At 74.1% G+C, this 18,080-nt stretch carries 13 protein-coding genes and 2 pseudogenes; 9 read left to right on the top strand and 6 right to left on the bottom strand.

Annotated features, from left to right (window positions below):
- A pseudogene (locus tag ACFWN1_RS22535) lies at positions 1-3,007 on the top strand (hypothetical protein); the annotation flags it as partial.
- 177 nt (positions 3,008-3,184) lie between these two features.
- On the opposite strand, the gene ACFWN1_RS22540 reads toward ACFWN1_RS22535, so the two are convergent.
- On the bottom strand, positions 3,185-3,730 hold the full coding sequence (locus ACFWN1_RS22540; RefSeq protein WP_384364690.1) for a hypothetical protein: 546 nt from the start codon (positions 3,728-3,730) through the stop codon (positions 3,185-3,187).
- Between the two features lie 399 nt (positions 3,731-4,129).
- On the opposite strand from ACFWN1_RS22540, the gene ACFWN1_RS22545 reads away from it, so the two are divergent.
- The 6 genes and pseudogenes from ACFWN1_RS22545 to ACFWN1_RS22570 all read left to right on the top strand — a co-directional run bounded on the left by ACFWN1_RS22545 (position 4,130) and on the right by ACFWN1_RS22570 (position 9,253).
- Positions 4,130-6,868 (top strand): nitrate- and nitrite sensing domain-containing protein, encoded by a 2,739-nt coding sequence (locus ACFWN1_RS22545; protein ID WP_384364693.1) that lies wholly within the window; start codon positions 4,130-4,132, stop codon positions 6,866-6,868.
- Positions 6,865-7,299, top strand: a complete 435-nt coding sequence (locus tag ACFWN1_RS22550) for a roadblock/LC7 domain-containing protein (RefSeq protein WP_384364696.1) — start codon at positions 6,865-6,867, stop codon at positions 7,297-7,299. The genes ACFWN1_RS22545 and ACFWN1_RS22550 overlap by 4 nt, the downstream gene beginning before the upstream one ends.
- 10 nt (positions 7,300-7,309) lie before the next feature.
- Positions 7,310-7,705 carry a DUF742 domain-containing protein gene (locus tag ACFWN1_RS22555; RefSeq protein ID WP_384364699.1) on the top strand — a complete coding sequence of 132 codons (396 nt, stop codon included), beginning with the start codon at positions 7,310-7,312 and terminating at the stop codon, positions 7,703-7,705.
- Positions 7,705-7,992: pseudogene (locus tag ACFWN1_RS22560) on the top strand (hydantoinase B/oxoprolinase family protein); the annotation flags it as partial. The gene ACFWN1_RS22555 and the pseudogene ACFWN1_RS22560, both read left to right, overlap by 1 nt.
- A 53-nt stretch (positions 7,993-8,045) precedes the next feature.
- The gene (locus ACFWN1_RS22565) at positions 8,046-8,654 is read left to right on the top strand and encodes an ATP/GTP-binding protein (protein ID WP_384364702.1); all 609 of its coding nucleotides are present in this window, start codon (positions 8,046-8,048) and stop codon (positions 8,652-8,654) included.
- A gap of 65 nt (positions 8,655-8,719) precedes the next feature.
- Positions 8,720-9,253: an NUDIX domain-containing protein gene (locus ACFWN1_RS22570; RefSeq protein ID WP_384364705.1), complete on the top strand. Its 534-nt coding sequence runs from the start codon at positions 8,720-8,722 to the stop codon at positions 9,251-9,253.
- Here the strand turns inward: ACFWN1_RS22570 and ACFWN1_RS22575 are convergent.
- Positions 9,247-11,589 carry a glycoside hydrolase family 31 protein gene (locus ACFWN1_RS22575; RefSeq protein ID WP_384364709.1) on the bottom strand — a complete coding sequence of 781 codons (2,343 nt, stop codon included), beginning with the start codon at positions 11,587-11,589 and terminating at the stop codon, positions 9,247-9,249. The two genes, ACFWN1_RS22570 and ACFWN1_RS22575, sit on opposite strands and share 7 nt — an antisense overlap.
- Before the next feature lie 212 nt (positions 11,590-11,801).
- Here ACFWN1_RS22575 and ACFWN1_RS22580 point away from each other — a divergent pair, with 212 nt between their 5' ends.
- Positions 11,802-13,769 (top strand): acetoacetate--CoA ligase, encoded by a 1,968-nt coding sequence (locus ACFWN1_RS22580; protein WP_384364712.1) that lies wholly within the window; start codon positions 11,802-11,804, stop codon positions 13,767-13,769.
- 7 nt (positions 13,770-13,776) lie between these two features.
- On the opposite strand, the gene ACFWN1_RS22585 is transcribed toward ACFWN1_RS22580, so the two are convergent.
- Positions 13,777-13,995, bottom strand: coding sequence for a hypothetical protein (locus tag ACFWN1_RS22585; RefSeq protein WP_384364715.1), 219 nt, complete (start codon positions 13,993-13,995; stop codon positions 13,777-13,779).
- A gap of 443 nt (positions 13,996-14,438) precedes the next feature.
- Here ACFWN1_RS22585 and ACFWN1_RS22590 point away from each other — a divergent pair, with 443 nt between their 5' ends.
- Complete coding sequence (locus ACFWN1_RS22590) at positions 14,439-15,338, top strand: hypothetical protein (RefSeq protein WP_384364718.1); 900 nt, start codon at positions 14,439-14,441, stop codon at positions 15,336-15,338.
- 76 nt (positions 15,339-15,414) lie between these two features.
- Here ACFWN1_RS22590 and ptsP read toward each other — a convergent pair whose 3' ends face one another.
- The 3 genes from ptsP to ACFWN1_RS22605 all read right to left on the bottom strand — a co-directional run.
- Positions 15,415-17,085, bottom strand: coding sequence for a phosphoenolpyruvate--protein phosphotransferase (ptsP, locus tag ACFWN1_RS22595; RefSeq protein WP_384364721.1), 1,671 nt, complete (start codon positions 17,083-17,085; stop codon positions 15,415-15,417).
- 85 nt (positions 17,086-17,170) lie between these two features.
- Positions 17,171-17,620, bottom strand: coding sequence for a PTS glucose transporter subunit IIA (locus tag ACFWN1_RS22600; protein ID WP_384364724.1), 450 nt, complete (start codon positions 17,618-17,620; stop codon positions 17,171-17,173).
- A gap of 181 nt (positions 17,621-17,801) precedes the next feature.
- Positions 17,802-18,080: hypothetical protein (locus ACFWN1_RS22605; RefSeq protein WP_384364727.1), on the bottom strand; the 279-nt coding region annotated here is incomplete at its 5' end.

The raw sequence follows: 18,080 nt of genomic DNA on the forward strand, positions 1-18,080 counted from the left end.
CACCGCCCGCGAGGCGGCCCGCGCGGCCGTCGAGCACGCCCGCGAGACGGCCGCCGCCGAGTCCCGCGCCGAACTGACCGCCGCCCGCGCGGCGGACGCCGCCACCGCCGCCGAACGCGCCCACGACGCCGAGCGCCGGCTCGCGCAGGCGCTGGCCGCCGAGGAACGCCTCGCGGAACTGCTCGGCCTGCCCGCCGCAGGGACCTCCCGCTCCGCCATCCCCGCCCCGCGCGACGGCACCGACACGGTCGAGCCCGTAGGCGACAGCGCCACCGAGGAGGGCCCGCTCACCGCCGAGGAGCTGGACCGCGTCGCCGACGAACTGCGCGGCCTGCTCGACGACGCCGTGTCCGCCGCCGAGCGCACCCTGTTCGACCTGCGCACCGCCGCCGCCGACGACACCCGCATCCTCGCCGCCCTCGGCGACGGCGGCCTGCTGCCGCCCGGCCCCGACGTGCTGGCCACCGTGGAGTACCTGGGCGAGCACGGCATCCCCGCGCTGCCCGGCTGGCGCTACCTCGCCCAGGCCGTCGACCCCGCCGACCACGCGCGCGTACTCACCACCCGCCCCGAACTGGTCGACGGTGTGATCATCACCGACCCCGACACCCACGCCCGCGCCCGCGAGGCCCTCGGCGAGGCGGCCCTGCTGCCCCGCTCCGCCGTCGCCGTCGGCACCGCCGCCGCGCTCCTCGCCCCGGCCCCCGCCGCCGAGGCGCAGCCCACCGACGTCTTTCTCGTGCCGCCGAACCCGGCCATGCACGACGAACACGCCGCCGACGAGGAACGCCAGGCCCTGCGCGCCCGGACCACCGAACGCGACGACGAGATCCGGGCGCTCGCCGCCCGCCTCGGCAAGGACCGCGAACTCGCCGCCCGCCTCGCCTCCTGGCGCACCGGCTGCCCCGCCGGACACATCGTCGAACTCGCCGCCGGCGCCGAGGAGGCCCGCGCCTTCGCCGACGAGACCGAGGCCGAACTCACCGAGGCCCGCACCGCACGCGCCGAGGCCGAGGAGACCGCCGCCGAGGCCACCCGGCTGCGCGACGAACGCCAGGAGGCCGCCCAGCGCGCCAGCCGCGTCGCCGACGCCCTCGCCGGACTCGCGCACCGGCTGCGCGAACGCGCCACCTGGCAGGTCAAGCTCCGCGAACTCGCCGACGACGCCGCCGAGTCCGAGGCCCGTACCCAGTCCTGCCTGGAGCGCGCCCGCGCCGCCGACGAGGACCGCCGCGCCACCCAGCGCGGCGCCGACGACGCCCGCCGCACCGCCCGCGCCCTGCGCGCCGAACGCGCCGAGATCGCGGGCGCCCCCGACGACGTGCCCGAGGCGCCTGACACCGGCGCCCCGAAGCCGTCCCTGCCCGCGCTCCGCGAGGCGTACCGGGCCGCCTCCCATCTGTACGAGAAGGTCGGCGTCGGCGCCGACCTGCGCGCCGAACAGGCCCGCGCCGAGAGCGACGAGAGCGCCGCCCGCGCCGACCTGGACCGGCTCAGCAACAAGGTCCGCACCCGCGCCGAACAGCTCCTCCAGTCGCCCGACGGCTCCGACGGCCCCTCCCGGCAGTCGGCCGCCGCCCGCGCCGAGGAACTGGTGCAGCTGCTGGAGACCCGTATGTCGACCGCGAGCGAGCAACTCGGCAGGCTGCGCGGCGAGGCCGAGCGGCACGCCCCCGAGGAGGGCGAGGCGCACACCGAGCTGCCCGAGGACCGCCGGCCGCGCGACGCCGGGCACGCCCAGACCCTGCTGCGCACCGCCACCGCCGAACTCGCCACCCGCACCGAGGCGCTGACCGAGGCCCGCGAGGCCCACACCGAACTCCAGCGGGCCCACCGCGCCGCCGAGGACAGCGCCGGAGGCTTCGACGAGGTCGCGGCGATGCTCCGCGACCTGCTGCGCGAACCGGCCGCCCAGGACGAGGGGGACGAGCGGGAGGACCCCGAGCCGTACCCCGGCACCCTGGAGGAGGCCCGGCAGTCCGCCGCCGAGGCCCGCCGCTCGCTGCGCGGCTGCGCCGCCGACCTCGCCGCCGCCGACACCGCCGTCCGCGAGGCGAGCGACATCCTGGTCCGGCACGCCAACTCCACCCGCTACGAGCAGGTCCGCACCCCGGCCCGCCAGCAGATCCGCGAACTGCCCGCCGCCGCGCTCCCCGAGCACGCCCAGAAGTGGGCCGACGCCTTCGCGCCCCGGCTGCGCGTCCTCACCGACGAGCTGGCCCAGCTGGAACGCAACCGCGACTCGATCGTGGACCGGCTCCGGGGGCTGGTCGAGTCCTCCCTCGCCACGCTCCGCTCCGCCCAGCGGCTCTCCCGGCTGCCCGAGGGGCTCGGCGAGTGGTCCGGGCAGGAGTTCCTCCGCATCCGCTTCGAGGAGCCCGACCAGGCCACCCTCACCGAGCGCCTCGGCGAGGTCATCGACGACGCCACCCGCGCCGCCGTCAAGAAGAACTCCGATCTGCGCCGGGACGGCATGTCCCTGCTGCTGCGCGGGGTCGCGGCAGCGCTCCAGCCCAGGGGCGTCGCGGTGGAGATCCTCAAGCCGGACGCGGTACTGCGCGCCGAACGGGTCCCCGTCGGCCAGATGGGCGACGTGTTCTCCGGCGGCCAACTGCTCACCGCCGCCATCGCGCTGTACTGCACGATGGCCGCCCTGCGCTCCAACGACCGGGGCCGCGACAAGCAGCGGCACGCCGGCACGCTGTTCCTCGACAACCCGATCGGCCGAGCCAACGCCACCTACCTGCTGGAACTCCAGCGGGCGGTGTCCGACGCGCTCGGTGTCCAACTGCTCTACACGACCGGCCTGTTCGACACCACCGCGCTCGCCGAGTTCCCCCTCGTCATCCGGCTGCGCAACGACGCCGACCTCCGGGCCGGGCTGAAGTACATCAGCGTGGAGGAGCACCTCCGGCCCGGCCTGCCGCAGCAACGGCAGGCGGGTGACGCGGTGCGCAGCGAGATCACCGCGACCCGGATGTACAAGCGGCCGTCGGGCGTGTCATAGCGGGTGGTGGGGGAGCTGCCGCCCGGACGCGCGGTTCCCCCTCGCCCCCGTTCAACCGCACATGGGCCGCGGGAGTCTCCACGATGCTCGACCAGGACGCCCGTGCGGTGCCGCTGGACGAACCGGAGGGCGCGAAGCCGCCGCCCGCAATCGCAGCAGCCGCGCCCCCGTCAGCGCTCAGGGGTGGGACAGCCGCTTCGCGCCGCTCCGGCCGGTTATCCGCGCCTGGTCCCGCCGCGCCGTCCGCTCACGCCGCCGCGCCGCCCGGCGCTCCCGGCGCAGCCGGCGGGCCGTGCTGCTGGGCTCGGAGACCACTCCGTACCGCTGGTTCCACACCTGCCGGGTCACCCATACGTCGACCACGGCCCAGGTCGCCACCACCGTGCTCGTCACGCTGCTGATCACCATGGGGAACGCGGCCCAGGACCCGGCCAGCGCGCACAGGAACGCCACCATCGCCTGGACCAGAGTCACCGCGATGATCAGCACCGCCCGCACCGCGGCCGTACGCACGGGGTCCGCCAGCCGGCGCCGCCGCGCGGGCTCCTCCACCCACAGCGCCCGGTACGCCGAAAGGCCGCCGGCTCTCCCGCCGCGCGGCGTGCGCGCCGGTATCCCGCGCTCCGGGCCCGCCCGGCCCGGAATCCGCGCCGGACGCTCCGCCACGCTCGCCTCGGGCGCTCCGCGCCGCTCCGCCGTGCCCATCACCGTGTCACTCCCCACCGCCGGCACACCGCTCGCCCCGGGACCCGAAGGCCCCGGCTCCCCAGTGGCTGCCCGGCTTGCGCTGTTTTACGCGGCCGGGGCGAAGGATGCGGCTGCAATGGCCGATTCCGTCCCCGTCTCCCCAGGTGAACGACGAACGGGGCGTCTCGAAGATTCCCGACTTGCGAAAATTTTCGGCCATCCGGTGTCCGTACTGTCACGGCCCGCTTCCCCCGGACGCCTCCCTCTCCGGCCGCAATCTCCCCCAATGCCCTGACAACTCGCCATCTCTCGTTCCTTCAAAGGGAGTTCACGTATCAGACGCGCCTTCGAACGACCCGTGAGGCGGTAGTAGGCTCGCGCCGTCCCGAGTCGGACACACGTGCCCCGACCGACGGGGTCGAGCTGGGGGAGGCCATGCGGTTTCGCGGGAAGTCGATCCGCCGGAAGATCGTGGCGCTGCTTCTCGTGCCGCTGGTGTCCCTGACCGTGGTCTGGGGCTTCGCCACCGTGCTCACGGGAAGCGAGGTCGCCCGGCTGCTGCGCGTCGGCCGCGCCGTGAAGGACATCGGCCAGCCCACCGAGGACGCCGTCCGCGACCTCCAGCGCGAGCGACGGCAGAGCCTCGTCTACCTCGCCGACCCGCGCGCCGCCGACGCCCTGACCACGCTGCGCCGCTCCCGCACCGCCACCGACCGTGCCCTCGCCACCCTCCGCGCCAACGCCCGCGACCCGAGGACCCGCGACGCGCTCCGCGGCGAGGGCGGCGAACGCCTCACCACCGCGCTCGACGCCCTCGGCGGCCTCAGGGCCCTGCGCCGCGGCGTCGAGGAGCGTTCCGTCACCCGCGCCGGGGCCCTCGACCTCTACAACCGCCTGGTCGACCCCTGCTACGCCCTGGTCGCCGCGGTCGGCGGCGTCGACGACGTGGAGATGGACAAGCAGGCCGGAGCCCTCGTCAACACCGGCCGTGCCCGCGAACTCCTCTCCCGCGAGGACGCGCTGCTCGGCTCCGCGCTGGTGGTCGGCAGCCTCTCCCGCGAGGAGGCCCGCGAGATCTCCGACCTCGTCGCCCAGCGCACCCTGCTCTACGACGTCAGCCTCCCCCTGCTGCCCGCCGCCGAACGCGACCGGTACGAGAGCTACTGGCGCAACGCCGCCACCGCACCCCTGCGGACGGCGGAGCGCGAGGTCGTCGACACCGGCGCCGGCATCCCGCGCGGTGTCACCACCGCCAGCTGGCACGCCGTCGCCGGAGGCGTCCTCGGGGACCTCGCCACCATGGACGACCAGGCCGGTTCCCGCTTCCGGGACCGGGTACGGCCCGTCGCCTACGGCGTCGTCGCCAAGGCCGCCGTCGCCGGCGTCCTCGGTCTCGCGGCCCTCCTCGTCTCCCTCGTGCTGTCCGTGCGCGTCGGCCGCCGCCTCATCCGCGACCTGAAGGTGCTGCGGACGGAGGCGCATGAGGCGTCCGCGGTACGGCTGCCCCATGTGATGCGCCGCCTCTCCGCGGGCGAACCGGTCGATGTGGAGAGCGAGGTACCCCACCCGGAGTACGACCAGAACGAGATCGGCGAGGTCGGCCGCGCCCTCAACACCCTCCAGCGGGCCGCCGTGGAAGCCGCAGTCAAGCAGTCCGAGCTGCGTGCCGGTGTCTCCGAGGTGTTCGTCAACCTCGCCCGCCGCAGCCAGGTCCTCCTGCACAAACAGCTCACCCTGCTGGACACCATGGAACGCCGCACCGAGGACACCGACGAACTCGCCGACCTCTTCCGGCTCGACCACCTCACCACCCGTATGCGCCGGCACGCCGAGGGCCTGGTGATCCTCTCCGGCGCCGCACCCTCACGGCAGTGGCGCCGCCCGGTACGGCTCATGGACGTCGTCCGTGCCTCCGTCGCCGAGGTGGAGGACTACGAGCGCGTCCAGGTGCGCCGGCTGCCCCGCGAGGCCGTCATCGGCCCGGCCGTCTCCGACCTCACCCACCTGGTGGCCGAACTGCTGGAGAACGCCACCCTGTTCTCGCCCCCGCACACCGTCGTGCACGTGGTCGGCGAGCGGGTCGCCAACGGTTTCGCCCTGGAGATCCACGACCGCGGCCTCGGCATGACCGCCGAGGCACTGCTCGACGCCAACCTGCTGCTCGCCGAGACCCCCGAGTTCCAGCTGTCCGACACCGACCGGCTCGGCCTGTTCGTGGTCAGCCGCCTCGCCCGGCGCCAGCACGTACGCGTGTCCCTCCAGCCCTCCCCGTACGGCGGCACCACCGCCGTCGTCCTCATCCCGGACGCGCTGCTGACCGACGAGGCCCCCGACACCAACGGCATCGGCATCCGCCTCGGCGACCTCTCCAAGGAGACCGAACGAAGCAGGGAACACGGAGCCGCCCGGACCGGGTCCGTCGCGCGCCCGGAGGACGACCACCCGGCCGAGCTGGGCGCCGCCAAGGACCGCCGGGCCCTGAAGACCTCCGCCCTGGACTTCCCGGACTTCCCCGGCGCCCTGGGGGACGACGACAGCGAACTGGGCGGCATCTTCCGCGCCCGCCGCCTCGCCCCCGCCGACGCCCTGGACCCCGCCGCCGACGCGCCCGCCGCTCTCGTCCCGCCACCGCGGCGCGAGCCGCCGAAGCTGGTCAGCTCGCACGGCGAGGCCGTCACCCCGCACGTCGCGGCCTTCGGCGCCGACCCCGACGGGCCGCCTCCGCTGCCCACCCGCCGCCGCGGCGACTCCGGCAGGCGTCCCACCCCCCGGACGGCCCGGACCGCCACCGCCGAGCAGACCGAGCCCCCGTCCGCCGGCCCCGGCCCGGCGGCGCCGGAACTCCCGCGCCGGCCCCGGCCGACCCGGGGCACCCCGGACCCGATCAGCTCGGCGGCCTCCCGGAGCATCCCCGGCCCCGTCGACGCGGCGCCCGACGGCAGCGCCCCGCTGCCCAGGCGGGTACGCCAGGCCAACCTGGCGCCGCAGCTGCGGCACGACCCCGACCGGCGTACCGAGAACACCTCCGAGCCCGCCGTACGCGACGCGGACGAGGTCCGCTCCCGGATGGCCTCGCTCCAGCGCGGCTGGGAGCGCGGCCGTGAGGAGAACGCTGAGGGCGACCGAGCCCACAGCGGCACAGCACCAGGAACGACTGAGGGAGACGGTCGATGACCGCACCGAACACGACCGGCCACACGGACAGCAAGAAGAAGGAGCTGAACTGGCTCCTGGACGACCTGGTCGACCGGGTCGCCAGCATCCGCAAGGCCGTGGTCCTGTCCGGCGACGGCCTCGCCATGGGCGTGTCCACGGACCTGACCAGGGAGGACAGCGAACACCTGGCCGCCGTGGCGTCCGGCTTCCACAGCCTCGCCAAGGGTGTGGGCCGGCACTTCGACGCGGGCAGCGTCCGGCAGACCGTGGTCGAACTGGACGACGCCTTCCTCTTCGTGACCGCGGCCGGTGACGGCAGCTGCCTCGCCGTGTTCTCCGACGCCGACTCCGACATCGGCCAGGTCGCCTACGAGATGACGCTGCTGGTCAAGCGGGTCGGCGTCCACCTGGGCAGCGCCCCGCGCAGCGACTCGCCCGCGGGCGGGTAGTCGTCAAGACATGAGCGGAGAGGGTCAGAGCAGCGGGCACTGGTTCGACGACGAGGCGGGCCCCGTGGTCCGCCCGTACGCCATGACACGGGGCCGCACCAGCAGCCCCGGGCAGCACGTCCTCGACCTGATCGCGGTCGTCGTCACCGAACCGGACGCCGGCGACCCCGAGGAGGACCCGACGCTGGGCCCGGAGCATGTGGAGATCGTCGGGCTCTGCCGGGACGAACCCCAGTCGGTCGCCGAACTCGCCGCCGGACTCGACCTCCCCGTGGGCGTGGTACGCGTCCTGATCGGCGACCTCGTGGACGCCGGACTCGTCCATGTGACGCGTCCGGTGCCTCCTGCCGAACTGCCGGACGAGAGTGTCCTGCGCGATGTGATCGACGGCCTCCGGGCGCTGTGACCGGCGCGGAAGCGAGGTGGAGAGATGACAGGCCGGGAGTTCTGGGTCGGACGAGGGGGGCTCCCCCGGCGCCGATGACGGTCTCCGCCCTCTCCCAGCACCGCCGCGTCCCCCCGTACGGTATGGCGGGCGGCGCACCCGGCGCCCTCGGCGCCAACCGGGTCGAGCACGCCGACGGCACGGTCACCGACCTGGGCGCCGGCGGCTCGGCCGATGTCGTACCCGGCGACGTACTCGTCGTCGAGACCCCCGGTGGCGGCGGCTACGGCACGCCACCGCCCGATCCCGGCACCCCATCCACCGAGCCCCAACGAGCCCCACCGAGCAGGAGAAGCGAGCGATGGTCTTCGAGCGACGAGCTGAACGCGGCAAGCCCCCCGTCGAGCCCGTCACACTCAAGATCCTGGTGGCCGGGGGGTTCGGCGTCGGCAAGACCACCCTGGTCGGCGCGGTCAGCGAGATCCGGCCGCTGCGCACCGAGGAGATGCTCACCGAGGCCGGGCGGCCCGTGGACGACATCGACGGCGTCGAGGGCAAGCGCACCACTACCGTGGCCATGGACTTCGGCCGCATCACGCTCCGCGCCGACCTGGTGCTCTATCTGTTCGGCACGCCCGGCCAGGAACGGTTCTGGTTCATGTGGGACGAGCTGTCCGAGGGCGCCCTCGGCGCGGTCGTGCTCGCCGACACCCGGCGCCTGGGGGACTGCTTCGCCGCCGTCGACTACTTCGAGCGGCGCTCCATCCCGTTCGTCGTTGGCGTCAACTGCTTCGAGGGAGCGGCCAGTTACCCGGTGGAGTCGGTCCGCAAGGCGCTCGACCTCGACCCGGAGGTGCCGGTGCTGCTGACCGACGCCCGCGACCGGGAGTCGGTCAAGGCCGTGCTGATCGGGGTCGTCCAGCACGCCATGGAGCTGGCCGCCGAACGCCGGCGGGCCCTCGCCACCTGACCCGGAGGGCGCCCGCCCCCTGCGCACCACGCGACACACCCGCCGGGATCGGCTACAGTCCGCGCGTGTCCGAGATTCAGCAGCCGGCCGCCAACTCCGGCCCCGGTACCCACTGTTCGAGCTGCGGAGCGCCCTACGGGGACGGCGTCTCCGGCTGGCCGCGCACCTGCCCCGCCTGCGGCACCACCGCCTACCGCAACCCCCTGCCGGTGGCCGTCGTGCTCCAGCCCGTGTACGACACCCACGGCGCCGCCCTGGTCGTCATCACCCGGACCGTCGCCCCGCGGCTCGGCGGCGTCGCCCTGCCGGGCGGCTTCATCGACGACCGAGAGGACTGGAAGCACGCAGCCGTCCGCGAACTGCGCGAGGAGACCGGCATCGAGGCCGAGGCCCGCGATCTGCGCCTGGTGGACGCCATGAGCTCCCCCAACGGCCATCTGCTCCTCTTCGGGCTCCTCCCGGAACGCCCGGCCGACGACCTCCCGGCCTCCGCCGCCACCGACGAGACCGAGGGCTGGCACCTGCTCCGCGGCCCCGGGGAACTCGCCTTCCCCCTGCACACCCTGGCCGTCCGCGCCTGGTTCGAGGGCCGCTACTGACCTCGGGCGGCCCCGCCGAGCCCCCGCACCCGTACCGGCCGGGACGGCTCGACGGCGCCGCCCTCCCGCTCCCGGGTGACGACCACGCGCGTGCCGTCCCGGCGGGCGACGTACCGCTCGATCTCCGCCACGGCCCAGCCTTCCCCCGCGTCCGGCACCACCAGCCCGCCCCCGGCCCGCCCCGGCGCGGGCGCCCACACCTCCAGTTCCGGGGCGCCGTCCGCCCCCCGCACCGGAACGACGGCACCCGCGCGCGCGAGCACCGGAATCCGCGCCCGAGGAGCGTCCACCAGCACCTGCCCCGGACCTTCGTACGCCCGCTCCGTCACCGTGTCGTACCAGCGCCCCCGAGGCAGCCGCACCGCCCGCCGCTCGGTGCCGGGGTCCAGTACGGGCGCCACCAGCATGCTGTCACCCAGCAGGAACGCGTCCTCGCAGTCCCGCAGCGCCCTGTCCTCCGGCGCCCCCCACCACAACGGCCGCACCCAGGGCGACCCCGTCCAGCGGGCCAGGTGCGCCAGCGTCACGAAGTACGGCGACAGGCGGCGCCGTTCCAGCAGCGCCCCGCGCGCGTGCTCCAGCACCCCCGACCCGAACTCCCACGGCTCCCGCCCCTCGCGCGCGCCCGTGCGTGTGCGGAACATCGGCAGATACGCGCCCAGCTGGAACCACCGCAGATACAGCTCCGGCGACGGATCACCGCCGAGGCCGCCGATGTCCGTCCCCGCGTACGGCACCCCGCACAGCCCCAGCCCGAGCACCACGGACAGCGACGCCCTCAGCCCCGGCCAGCCCGTCCCCGCGTCCCCCGCCCACACACCCCCGTACCGCTGCGAGCCCGCCCAGCCGGACCGGGAGAGCACGAAGGGCCGCTCCCCGGGCGAGAGTCCGCGCAGCCCCTCGTACGCGGCCCGCGCCATGCACAGCGCGGCCACGTTGTGCGCCTCCCGGTGGTCGCCGCCGCGCCCCTCCAGGGCGTGCCGGGCCGAGCGCGGCAGCCATGGCTCCCCGAACGCGCCCCGCGCGGGCGGCTCGTGGGCGCCGTGCCAGAACCCGGCGAAGCCCTGCTCCAGCCGCTCCCCGTAGAGCCCGCCCCACCACGCGCGCGCCCGCGCGTGCGTGAGGTCCGGGAACACCGACTCCCCGGCCCGCCCCTCACCCCGTACCGTCCGCCCCGACGCGTCCCGCACGAACGCGTCCACGGCCGAACCGCCCTCGTACACCGCGTCCCCCGGCACCACCCGCACCGCCGCGTCGACCGCCGACACCAGCCGCACCCCGTCCTGGCGCAGCTCCTCCGCGAGGACCGCCAACTTGGGGAAACGGTCCTGGTCGACGGTGAACGCCCGCCCGCCGTCCTGATGGCCGGCGTCCAGGTGCAGGGCGTCCAGCGGCAGATCGCGCTCCTGGTACCCCGCGACGGTCTCGCGCACCTCCTGCTCGTCCGCGAAGTCCCGCGCGTGCTGGTGTCCCAGCGCCCACGCGGGCGGCAGCGCGGGCGCGCCGGTCAGTGACACCCAGGCGTTGAGCACGCGCGCGGGGGTGCCCACGATCACCCAGCGGCGCAGCGGCCCCCCGTCCATCCGCACCTCGCAGCGCCCGGCCCGGTCGTGCCCGGAACCGGCACCCTCCTCGCCCTCCCGTAGCACCACCGCCCCGTCCCAGGTGGTGTCATGGAAGACCAGATGCGCCGAGGCGTCCGCCACCACCAGCAGCACCGGCACGGCGAGCGGTGCCGCGCCGCCGTTCCACAGCCGGTACGCGCCGTCCCGCAGCCGGGGCCCCGACGTCCGCCCGCCCAGACCGAAGAACCGCGCGTCCGCCGCCACCTCGGCCCGCTGCGTCCAGCGTGCCGTACCCCCGCTCACGGGCTCCCACCAGCGCGGCGGCAGCTCCCGGCGCAGCACCAGCCCACCGGGCGTGCACACCTCCACCGCGCCGCGCCGGGACACCACCACCGTCAGCCGCTCGGCCACCACCCGCCAGCCGCCGTCCTGGTGCGGCTCCAGCACCGCCCGGGGATCGACCTCGGGCGCACCGCCGGCCAGCGCGTACGAAGGCTCCGGCCCCGCCCCGTCCCAGCCGAGGAACACCGCCCCGCCGACCGCCACCACGATCCGCAGCTCCGAGCGCGCGAACCGGACCACCCCGCCACCGGGCCCCGGCTCCGCGCCCCGCACCTCACCGGGCGTCCGCGCCCGCTCCGCGCCCCGGGGCGGCAGCCCCGCGGCGTCGCTGCGCCTGCGGTGCCAGGCGGCCCGCACCGCCCGTATCCCGCGCCCGGCGCGCTCCGCGCCGGCCCCACCCCACGAACGCACCAGGTCACGACCGTCCATGTTGTTCACCCTGCCACTGTCCGCGCCACGCGTGTGTGCCGTTCAACTGCCGTTCACCGTGGTGGGACCACATCGTTGACACACGCACGCTGCGGGACCTGCCCTGGTGCCGAAGTCGATCACATGGCATCGTCCGTGTCAGCCCTGTCCCGCGCACCCACCAGGCCGTGTGCGGACGACGCAACGACGCGTACAGTCCGGGAGCCGCAATCATGTCCACCGCGCAGCCGCAGCCGCTCTGGCAGCCCACCGACGAGCGGATCGCCCGCGCCCGCATCACCCGGTTCCAGGCATGGGCCGCCGAGCACCACGGCGCCCCCGCCGACGGCGGCTACCCGGCCCTGCACCGGTGGTCCGTCACCGAGCCGGAGGACTTCTGGGCCGCCGTCACCCAGTGGTTCGACGTCCGTTTCTCGACGCCCTACGCGCGCGTGCTCGGCGACCAGACCATGCCCGGCGCCCAGTGGTTCCCCGGCGCCACCCTCAACTACGCCGAGCACGCCCTGCGCGCCGCCGCCGACCGCGCCGACGAGCCGGCACTGCTGTACGTCGACGAGAGCCACGAGCCGCGCCCGGTGACCTGGGCCGAGCTGCGCCGCCAGGTCGGCGCGCTGGCCGCCCGTCTGCGCGACCTCGGCGTCCGCCCCGGCGACCGGGTCAGCGGCTACCTGCCCAACATCCCCGAGGCGGTCGCCGCCCTGCTCGCCACGGCCGCCGTCGGCGCCGTGTGGACCTCCTGCGCGCCCGACTTCGGCGCCCGCAGCGTCCTGGACCGCTTCCAGCAGGTCGAGCCCGTCGTCCTGTTCACCGTCGACGGCTACCGCTACGGCGGCAAGGAGCACGACCGCCGCGACACCGTCGCCGAACTCCGCCGCGAACTGCCCACCCTGCGCGCGGTCGTGCACATCCCGCTGCTCGGCACGGAGGCCCCCGAGGGCGCCCTCGGCTGGGCGGAGCTGACGGCCGGCGACACCGAGCCCGTCTTCGAACAGGTACCCTTCGGCCACCCCCTGTGGGTCCTCTACTCCTCCGGCACGACCGGCCTGCCCAAGGCCATCGTCCAGTCCCAGGGCGGCATCCTCGTCGAACACCTGAAGCAGCTCGGTCTGCACTGCGACCTCGGCCCGGAAGACCGTTTCTTCTGGTACACCTCGACCGGCTGGATGATGTGGAACTTCCTCGTCTCCGGCCTGCTCACCGGCACCACGATCGTCCTGTACGACGGCAGCCCCGGCTACCCGGACACCGGCGCCCAGTGGCGCGTCGCCGAACGCACCGGCACCACCCTCTACGGCACCTCGGCCGCCTATGTCATGGCCTGCCGCAAGGCGGGCGTCCACCCGGCCCGCGACTTCGACCTCGCCACGGTCCAGTGCGTCGCCACCACCGGCTCCCCGCTGCCCCCGGACGGCTTCCGCTGGCTGCACGACGAGGTCCGCGACGACCTGTGGATCGCCTCCGTCAGCGGCGGCACCGACGTCTGCTCCTGCTTCGCCGGAGCCGTGCCCACCCTGCCCGTGTACACCGGCGAACTCCAGGCCGCCGGCCTCGGCACCGACCTCCAGTCCTGGGACCCCGGCGGCAAGCCTCTGGTGGACGAGGTGGGCGAGCTGGTCGTCACCAACCCCATGCCCTCCATGCCGATCCGCTTCTGGAACGACCCCGACGGCAGCCGCTACCGCGAGAGCTACTTCGACACCTACCCCGGCGTCTGGCGGCACGGTGACTGGATCACCCTCACCGCACGCGGCTCGGTGATCATCCACGGCCGCTCCGACTCCACCCTCAACCGCCAGGGCGTCCGCATGGGCTCCGCCGACATCTACGAGGTCGTCGAGCGCCTGCCGGAGATCAGGGAATCCCTGGTCATCGGCGTCGAACAGCCCGACGGCGGCTACTGGATGCCCCTCTTCGTGCACCTCGCCCCCGGCGCGGTCCTGGACGACGCCCTCCGGGACCGCGTCAGGAAGACCATCCGCGAACAGCTCTCACCCCGGCACATCCCGGACGAGATCATTGAGGTCCCCGGCGTCCCGCACACCCTCACCGGCAAGCGCATCGAGGTCCCGGTCAAACGCCTCCTCCAGGGCACCCCGCTGGAGAAGGCGGTCAACCCGGGCTCCATCGACGACCTCACCCTGCTCGGCTTCTACGAGCGCCTCGCCCGCGACCGCGCCTGATCCCGCCTCAGCCCCCGTAGGTGGCCTCGGACTCGCCCAGCACGGCCGCGAAGTCCGAGGCCAGCCGCGCCGCCTCCGGCGGTCCCAGCTCCGTCGTCGTGATCCGCACGCCCTGCCCCGAGGCCGGCCGGAAACGAGCCCCGGCCGCCACCCACCAGCCGCGCGAACGCAGCCCGTTGACCACGGCCGACTCGCCGCGCCCCTGCACCCCCTGGCGCGACCGCACCCACCTCGCCAACGTCGGCACCGAGACCGTCCTCTTCCTGGACGACACCTACTTCAAGATCGGCCTGCCGCTCTGGGTCGCCCACACCCCGGGCGACCCCCACGGCCTCGCACCCCTGCTGCTCGTACTCAACAGCGTCCTCGTCGTCGCATCCAGGTGCCCCTGGCCCGCTCGGCACCACCACCGAAGCCAGCCGCCGCCTCCTCGTACCGCTCTCCGCCGCCTTCGCCCTGGGCGGCCTCACCATGACCCTGTCCGCCACCGGCGACGCGATCCGCGCGACCTGCCTGCTCACCGCCTCGGCCACCCTTTTCACCCTGCCATCGCCCTGACCTGCGGAATCCAGCACCGCCTGGTCCGCGACCGCCTCCGCCCAGCCCCGTTGTCAGTACCCCCGGTTACCGTGAGTGAGCATTGATCGACAGCGCACACAGGGGGAAACCATGGCGCACACCGACCACCAGACCATGCGACGCGTCCTGCGCCGCGAGATCGCGGGCACCGTCGGCCTGCTCACCGACGAACACGACTTCCGCGCCATGCGGCGCTACCGCAGCTTCACCTTCGACGACCACGCGACCTATCTGCGCCAGCTGGAAGCCGTCCTCAAATCCCGCGCCGCCCAGGGCAGCCACACCGCCCTCGCCCTCTTCGACCCCGACGAGTACGCGGAGTTCTGCACCGCCACGGGCATCGACCCCGAGGCACCCGCCAGCCGCAGCCGCTTCACCGCCGAACTCGCGGCCCTCGGCCCCACCATCCCCTACGACGGCGAACCCCTCACCGCCCTCCTGCCCGCCCTCGTCGGCGAAGCCGTCCGCCAGGCCACCTGGGAGTACGCCACCACCCTCCTGACCCGCCTCGGACCCTGCGCCACCTGCGGTGAGGACATCGGGCGCGCCGCCTTCATCCGCGCCTCCGCCCTCCTCGCCCGCGTCCTGGAGACCGCGCCACCCGGCGCCCAGCACCTCGTCTGCAGCATCGCCGGCCCACCCGAGACCCTCGTCGCCGTCCTCCACGCCGACGCGGACGCCCACGGCACCGCCGAACCGGACCAGGCAGAGGCACTCGAGTTCACCAGCGTCCTCGCCCTCGGCCTCGCCACCCGCAGCCCCGGCGGCCTCGTCATCCGGGTCAGCGCACCGGACCGCCCCGACCGCGTCCACGGCTGGCGCCTGCGCGCCGGACACCTCCAGCCGCTCACCGCCTCCGAGGTCTTCGACGCCTACTGCACCGACATCGACACCGGCGACCTCATCGCCCCCGAATCAGGCGTCGACTACCGCGCCGCCCCCGACGTCACCGATGACACCGACGACCCGGCGGGGGGACACCACCACTGAAACACGCCAGGGGCGCCCCACCGGAAGGACGGGACGCCCCTGACCACCACGAACACCCACGTCCGCGCGGAACCGGCTACTCGCCGGACAGCACCGCCTGAGCCGCCGCCCGCGCCTCGTCGGCACTGTCCGCGCCGCGCGCCGCGGCCGCCGCCCGCTCGCACTGCGCCACCGTGTGCTTCGCCAGCGTCGCCCGCACATAGGGGATCGACGCCGCACCCATCGACAAGGAGGTGACACCCAGACCTGTCAGCACACACGCCAGCAGCGGGTCGGACGCGGCCTCACCGCAGACCCCGCAGCTCTTGCCCTCGGCCTTCGCCGCCTCGGCGGACAGCGCGACCAGGTCGAGCAGCGCGGGCTGCCACGGGTCCTGGAGCCGCGACACCGCACCCACCTGCCGGTCCGCCGCGAACGTGTACTGCGCGAGGTCGTTGGTACCCAGCGACAGGAACTCGACCTCCCGCAGGATCGACCGCGCCCGCAGCGCCGCCGACGGGATCTCCACCATCGCGCCGTACTTCGCCCGCAGCCCCGCCTCACGGCAGGCGTCCGCGAACGCCTTGGCGTCGGCGCGGTCCGCCACCATGGGCGCCATGACCTCAAGGTGCACCGGCAGCCCCTCGGCGGCCTTCGCCAGCGCGGTCAGCTGCGTACTCAGCACCTCCGGATGATCGAGCAGCGTCCGCAGACCCCGCACACCGAGCGCCGGGTTCGGCTCGTCCGCGGGGGTGAGGAACTCCAGCGGTTTATCCGCACCCGCGTCCAGCACCCGCACCACGACCCGGCCCTCGGGGAACGCCTCCAGCACCTGCCGGTAGGCCGTCACCTGCTTCTCCTCGGACGGCGCGGCCTCGCTGTCGTCCAGGAACAGGAACTCGGTACGGAACAGCCCGACACCCTCGGCCCCGGCCTCCAGCGCGGCCGGTACGTCCGCCGGACCACCGATGTTCGCCAGCAGCGGCACCTTGTGCCCGTCAGCCGTCAGACCGGGACCGCTCGACGCGGCCAGCGCGGCCTTACGCTCGGCGGCGGCCGACTCCAGCCGGGCCGTCGTCTCCTCGGTCGGGTTCACGAAGATGTCGCCCGAGCTGCCGTCGACAGCGATCACCGTGCCTTCGGCCAGCTCACCCGCACCCGGCAGCGCGACCACGGCCGGGACCCCGAGCGCCCGCGCCAGGATGGCACTGTGGCTGGTCGGCCCGCCCTCCTCGGTCACGAAGCCGAGCACCAGCGCCGGGTCCAGCAGCGCGGTGTCGGCCGGCGCCAGATCACGGGCCACCAGTACATAGGGGTGGTCGCTGTCCGGCACACCCGGCATCGGCACCCCCAGCAGCCGCGCCACGATACGGTTCCGCACGTCGTCGAGGTCCGCCACCCGCCCGGCCAGGTACTCACCCGCGTTGGCAAGCAGCTCGCGGTAGGACGCGAACGCGTCGTACACCGCGCGCTCGGCGGTGCTGCCCGCGACGATCCGCCGGTCCACGTCGGCCATCAGCTCGGGGTCCTGGGCCATCAGCGCCTGGGCCTCAAGCACGGCCTGCGCCTCGCCGCCCGCCAGGTTGCCGCGCGCCGTCAGGTCGGCGGCCACGGCGTCCACGGCCTGCCGCGCACGGCCCTGCTCGCGCTCCGCGTCCTGCGCCGGGATCTGTTTGGCCGGTGGTTCGAGCGCCGCCGTACCCATGTGCCGGACCTCGCCGATCGCCACACCGTGACTCACACCGACGCCTCGCAGCGTTGTCTCCATCTCACCGTCTCCGCTCAAGCGGCGGCCCCCGCCGCCTTGGTTGTCGTACATGCCGTCGGACGGCCCTGCCGTCAGAACAAGGAGATCAGGACCAGGAGAAGAGACTGTCGCCGGTCTTCACATCGCCGCTCTCCCGCAGCTCGGCGAGGGACTCGGCCGTGGCATCGAGCGCGACGACGGGGCAGACGGGGGACTTGCCGGCCGCCTCGACCGCTGCGGGGTCCCAGCGCACGACGGCCTGGCCGCGCGCCACGGTGTCCCCCTTGTTCACCAGCAGCTCGAAGCCCTCACCATTGAGCTGGACCGTGTCGATGCCGAGGTGTACCAGCACCCCGTGCCCGTTCTCGTCGACCACCACGAAGGCGTGCGGGTGCAGGGAGACGACTACGCCGTCCACGGGGGACACGACCTCGGAGGGCTCACGCACGGGGTCGATCGCGGTACCGGGACCGACCATGGCCCCGGAGAAGACCGGATCTGGCACGCCGGCCAGTCCGATGGCGCGTCCGGCGAGCGGGGACGTCACGGTGGTCATGGGAAGCCTCCCGGAGGGTGGGGTAGTGGCGGTTCCTCAGAGAAGTTAGCAGCTAGTGGTCTAGACCACCAACCTCAAGGGTTTGCGTCGCAGCCGGAACCTGTGTAGTATCGTCGTCCTGCCTGAGACGGGGCGGCGCGACAGCGCGCTCAACCTCGGCAGCATCCAAACTCGTCAGATCCTATCTCGGGATCAGTTCTCGCATGCTTGCGACCGACTGGTCAGAGACACGGAAAAACCCTGCTAGAGTTTGGACCGCCGGAAAGGAAAACGCAGCGCGGAAACGTGAAAGCGAAGACCTGGAAAGCGCCGAGGAAATCGGGTCGGAAAGATCTGATAGAGTCGGAAACACCGAAGGGAAGCCTGGAGGAAAGCCCGAGAGGGTGAGTACGAAGGAAGCGACCGTTCCTTGAGAACTCAACAGCGTGCCAAAAATCAACGCCAGATTTAGTTGATACCC

The organism is Streptomyces sp. NPDC058459, from assembly GCF_042721685.1.
GTDB lineage: Bacteria > Actinomycetota > Actinomycetes > Streptomycetales > Streptomycetaceae > Streptomyces.

What these genes read in the sequence shown, in the direction of transcription:
- ACFWN1_RS22545 (WP_384364693.1), top strand. Translation starts at nt 4,130, where the DNA reads ATGCGGTTTCGCGGGAAGTCGATCCGCCGGAAGATCGTGGCGCTGCTT.
- ACFWN1_RS22550 (WP_384364696.1), top strand. Translation starts at nt 6,865, where the DNA reads ATGACCGCACCGAACACGACCGGCCACACGGACAGCAAGAAGAAGGAG.
- ACFWN1_RS22555 (WP_384364699.1), top strand. Translation starts at nt 7,310, where the DNA reads ATGAGCGGAGAGGGTCAGAGCAGCGGGCACTGGTTCGACGACGAGGCG.
- ACFWN1_RS22565 (WP_384364702.1), top strand. Translation starts at nt 8,046, where the DNA reads ATGGTCTTCGAGCGACGAGCTGAACGCGGCAAGCCCCCCGTCGAGCCC.
- ACFWN1_RS22575 (WP_384364709.1), bottom strand. Translation starts at nt 11,589, where the DNA reads ATGGACGGTCGTGACCTGGTGCGTTCGTGGGGTGGGGCCGGCGCGGAG.
- ACFWN1_RS22580 (WP_384364712.1), top strand. Translation starts at nt 11,802, where the DNA reads ATGTCCACCGCGCAGCCGCAGCCGCTCTGGCAGCCCACCGACGAGCGG.
- ACFWN1_RS22590 (WP_384364718.1), top strand. Translation starts at nt 14,439, where the DNA reads ATGGCGCACACCGACCACCAGACCATGCGACGCGTCCTGCGCCGCGAG.
- ptsP (WP_384364721.1), bottom strand. Translation starts at nt 17,085, where the DNA reads ATGGAGACAACGCTGCGAGGCGTCGGTGTGAGTCACGGTGTGGCGATC.
- ACFWN1_RS22600 (WP_384364724.1), bottom strand. Translation starts at nt 17,620, where the DNA reads ATGACCACCGTGACGTCCCCGCTCGCCGGACGCGCCATCGGACTGGCC.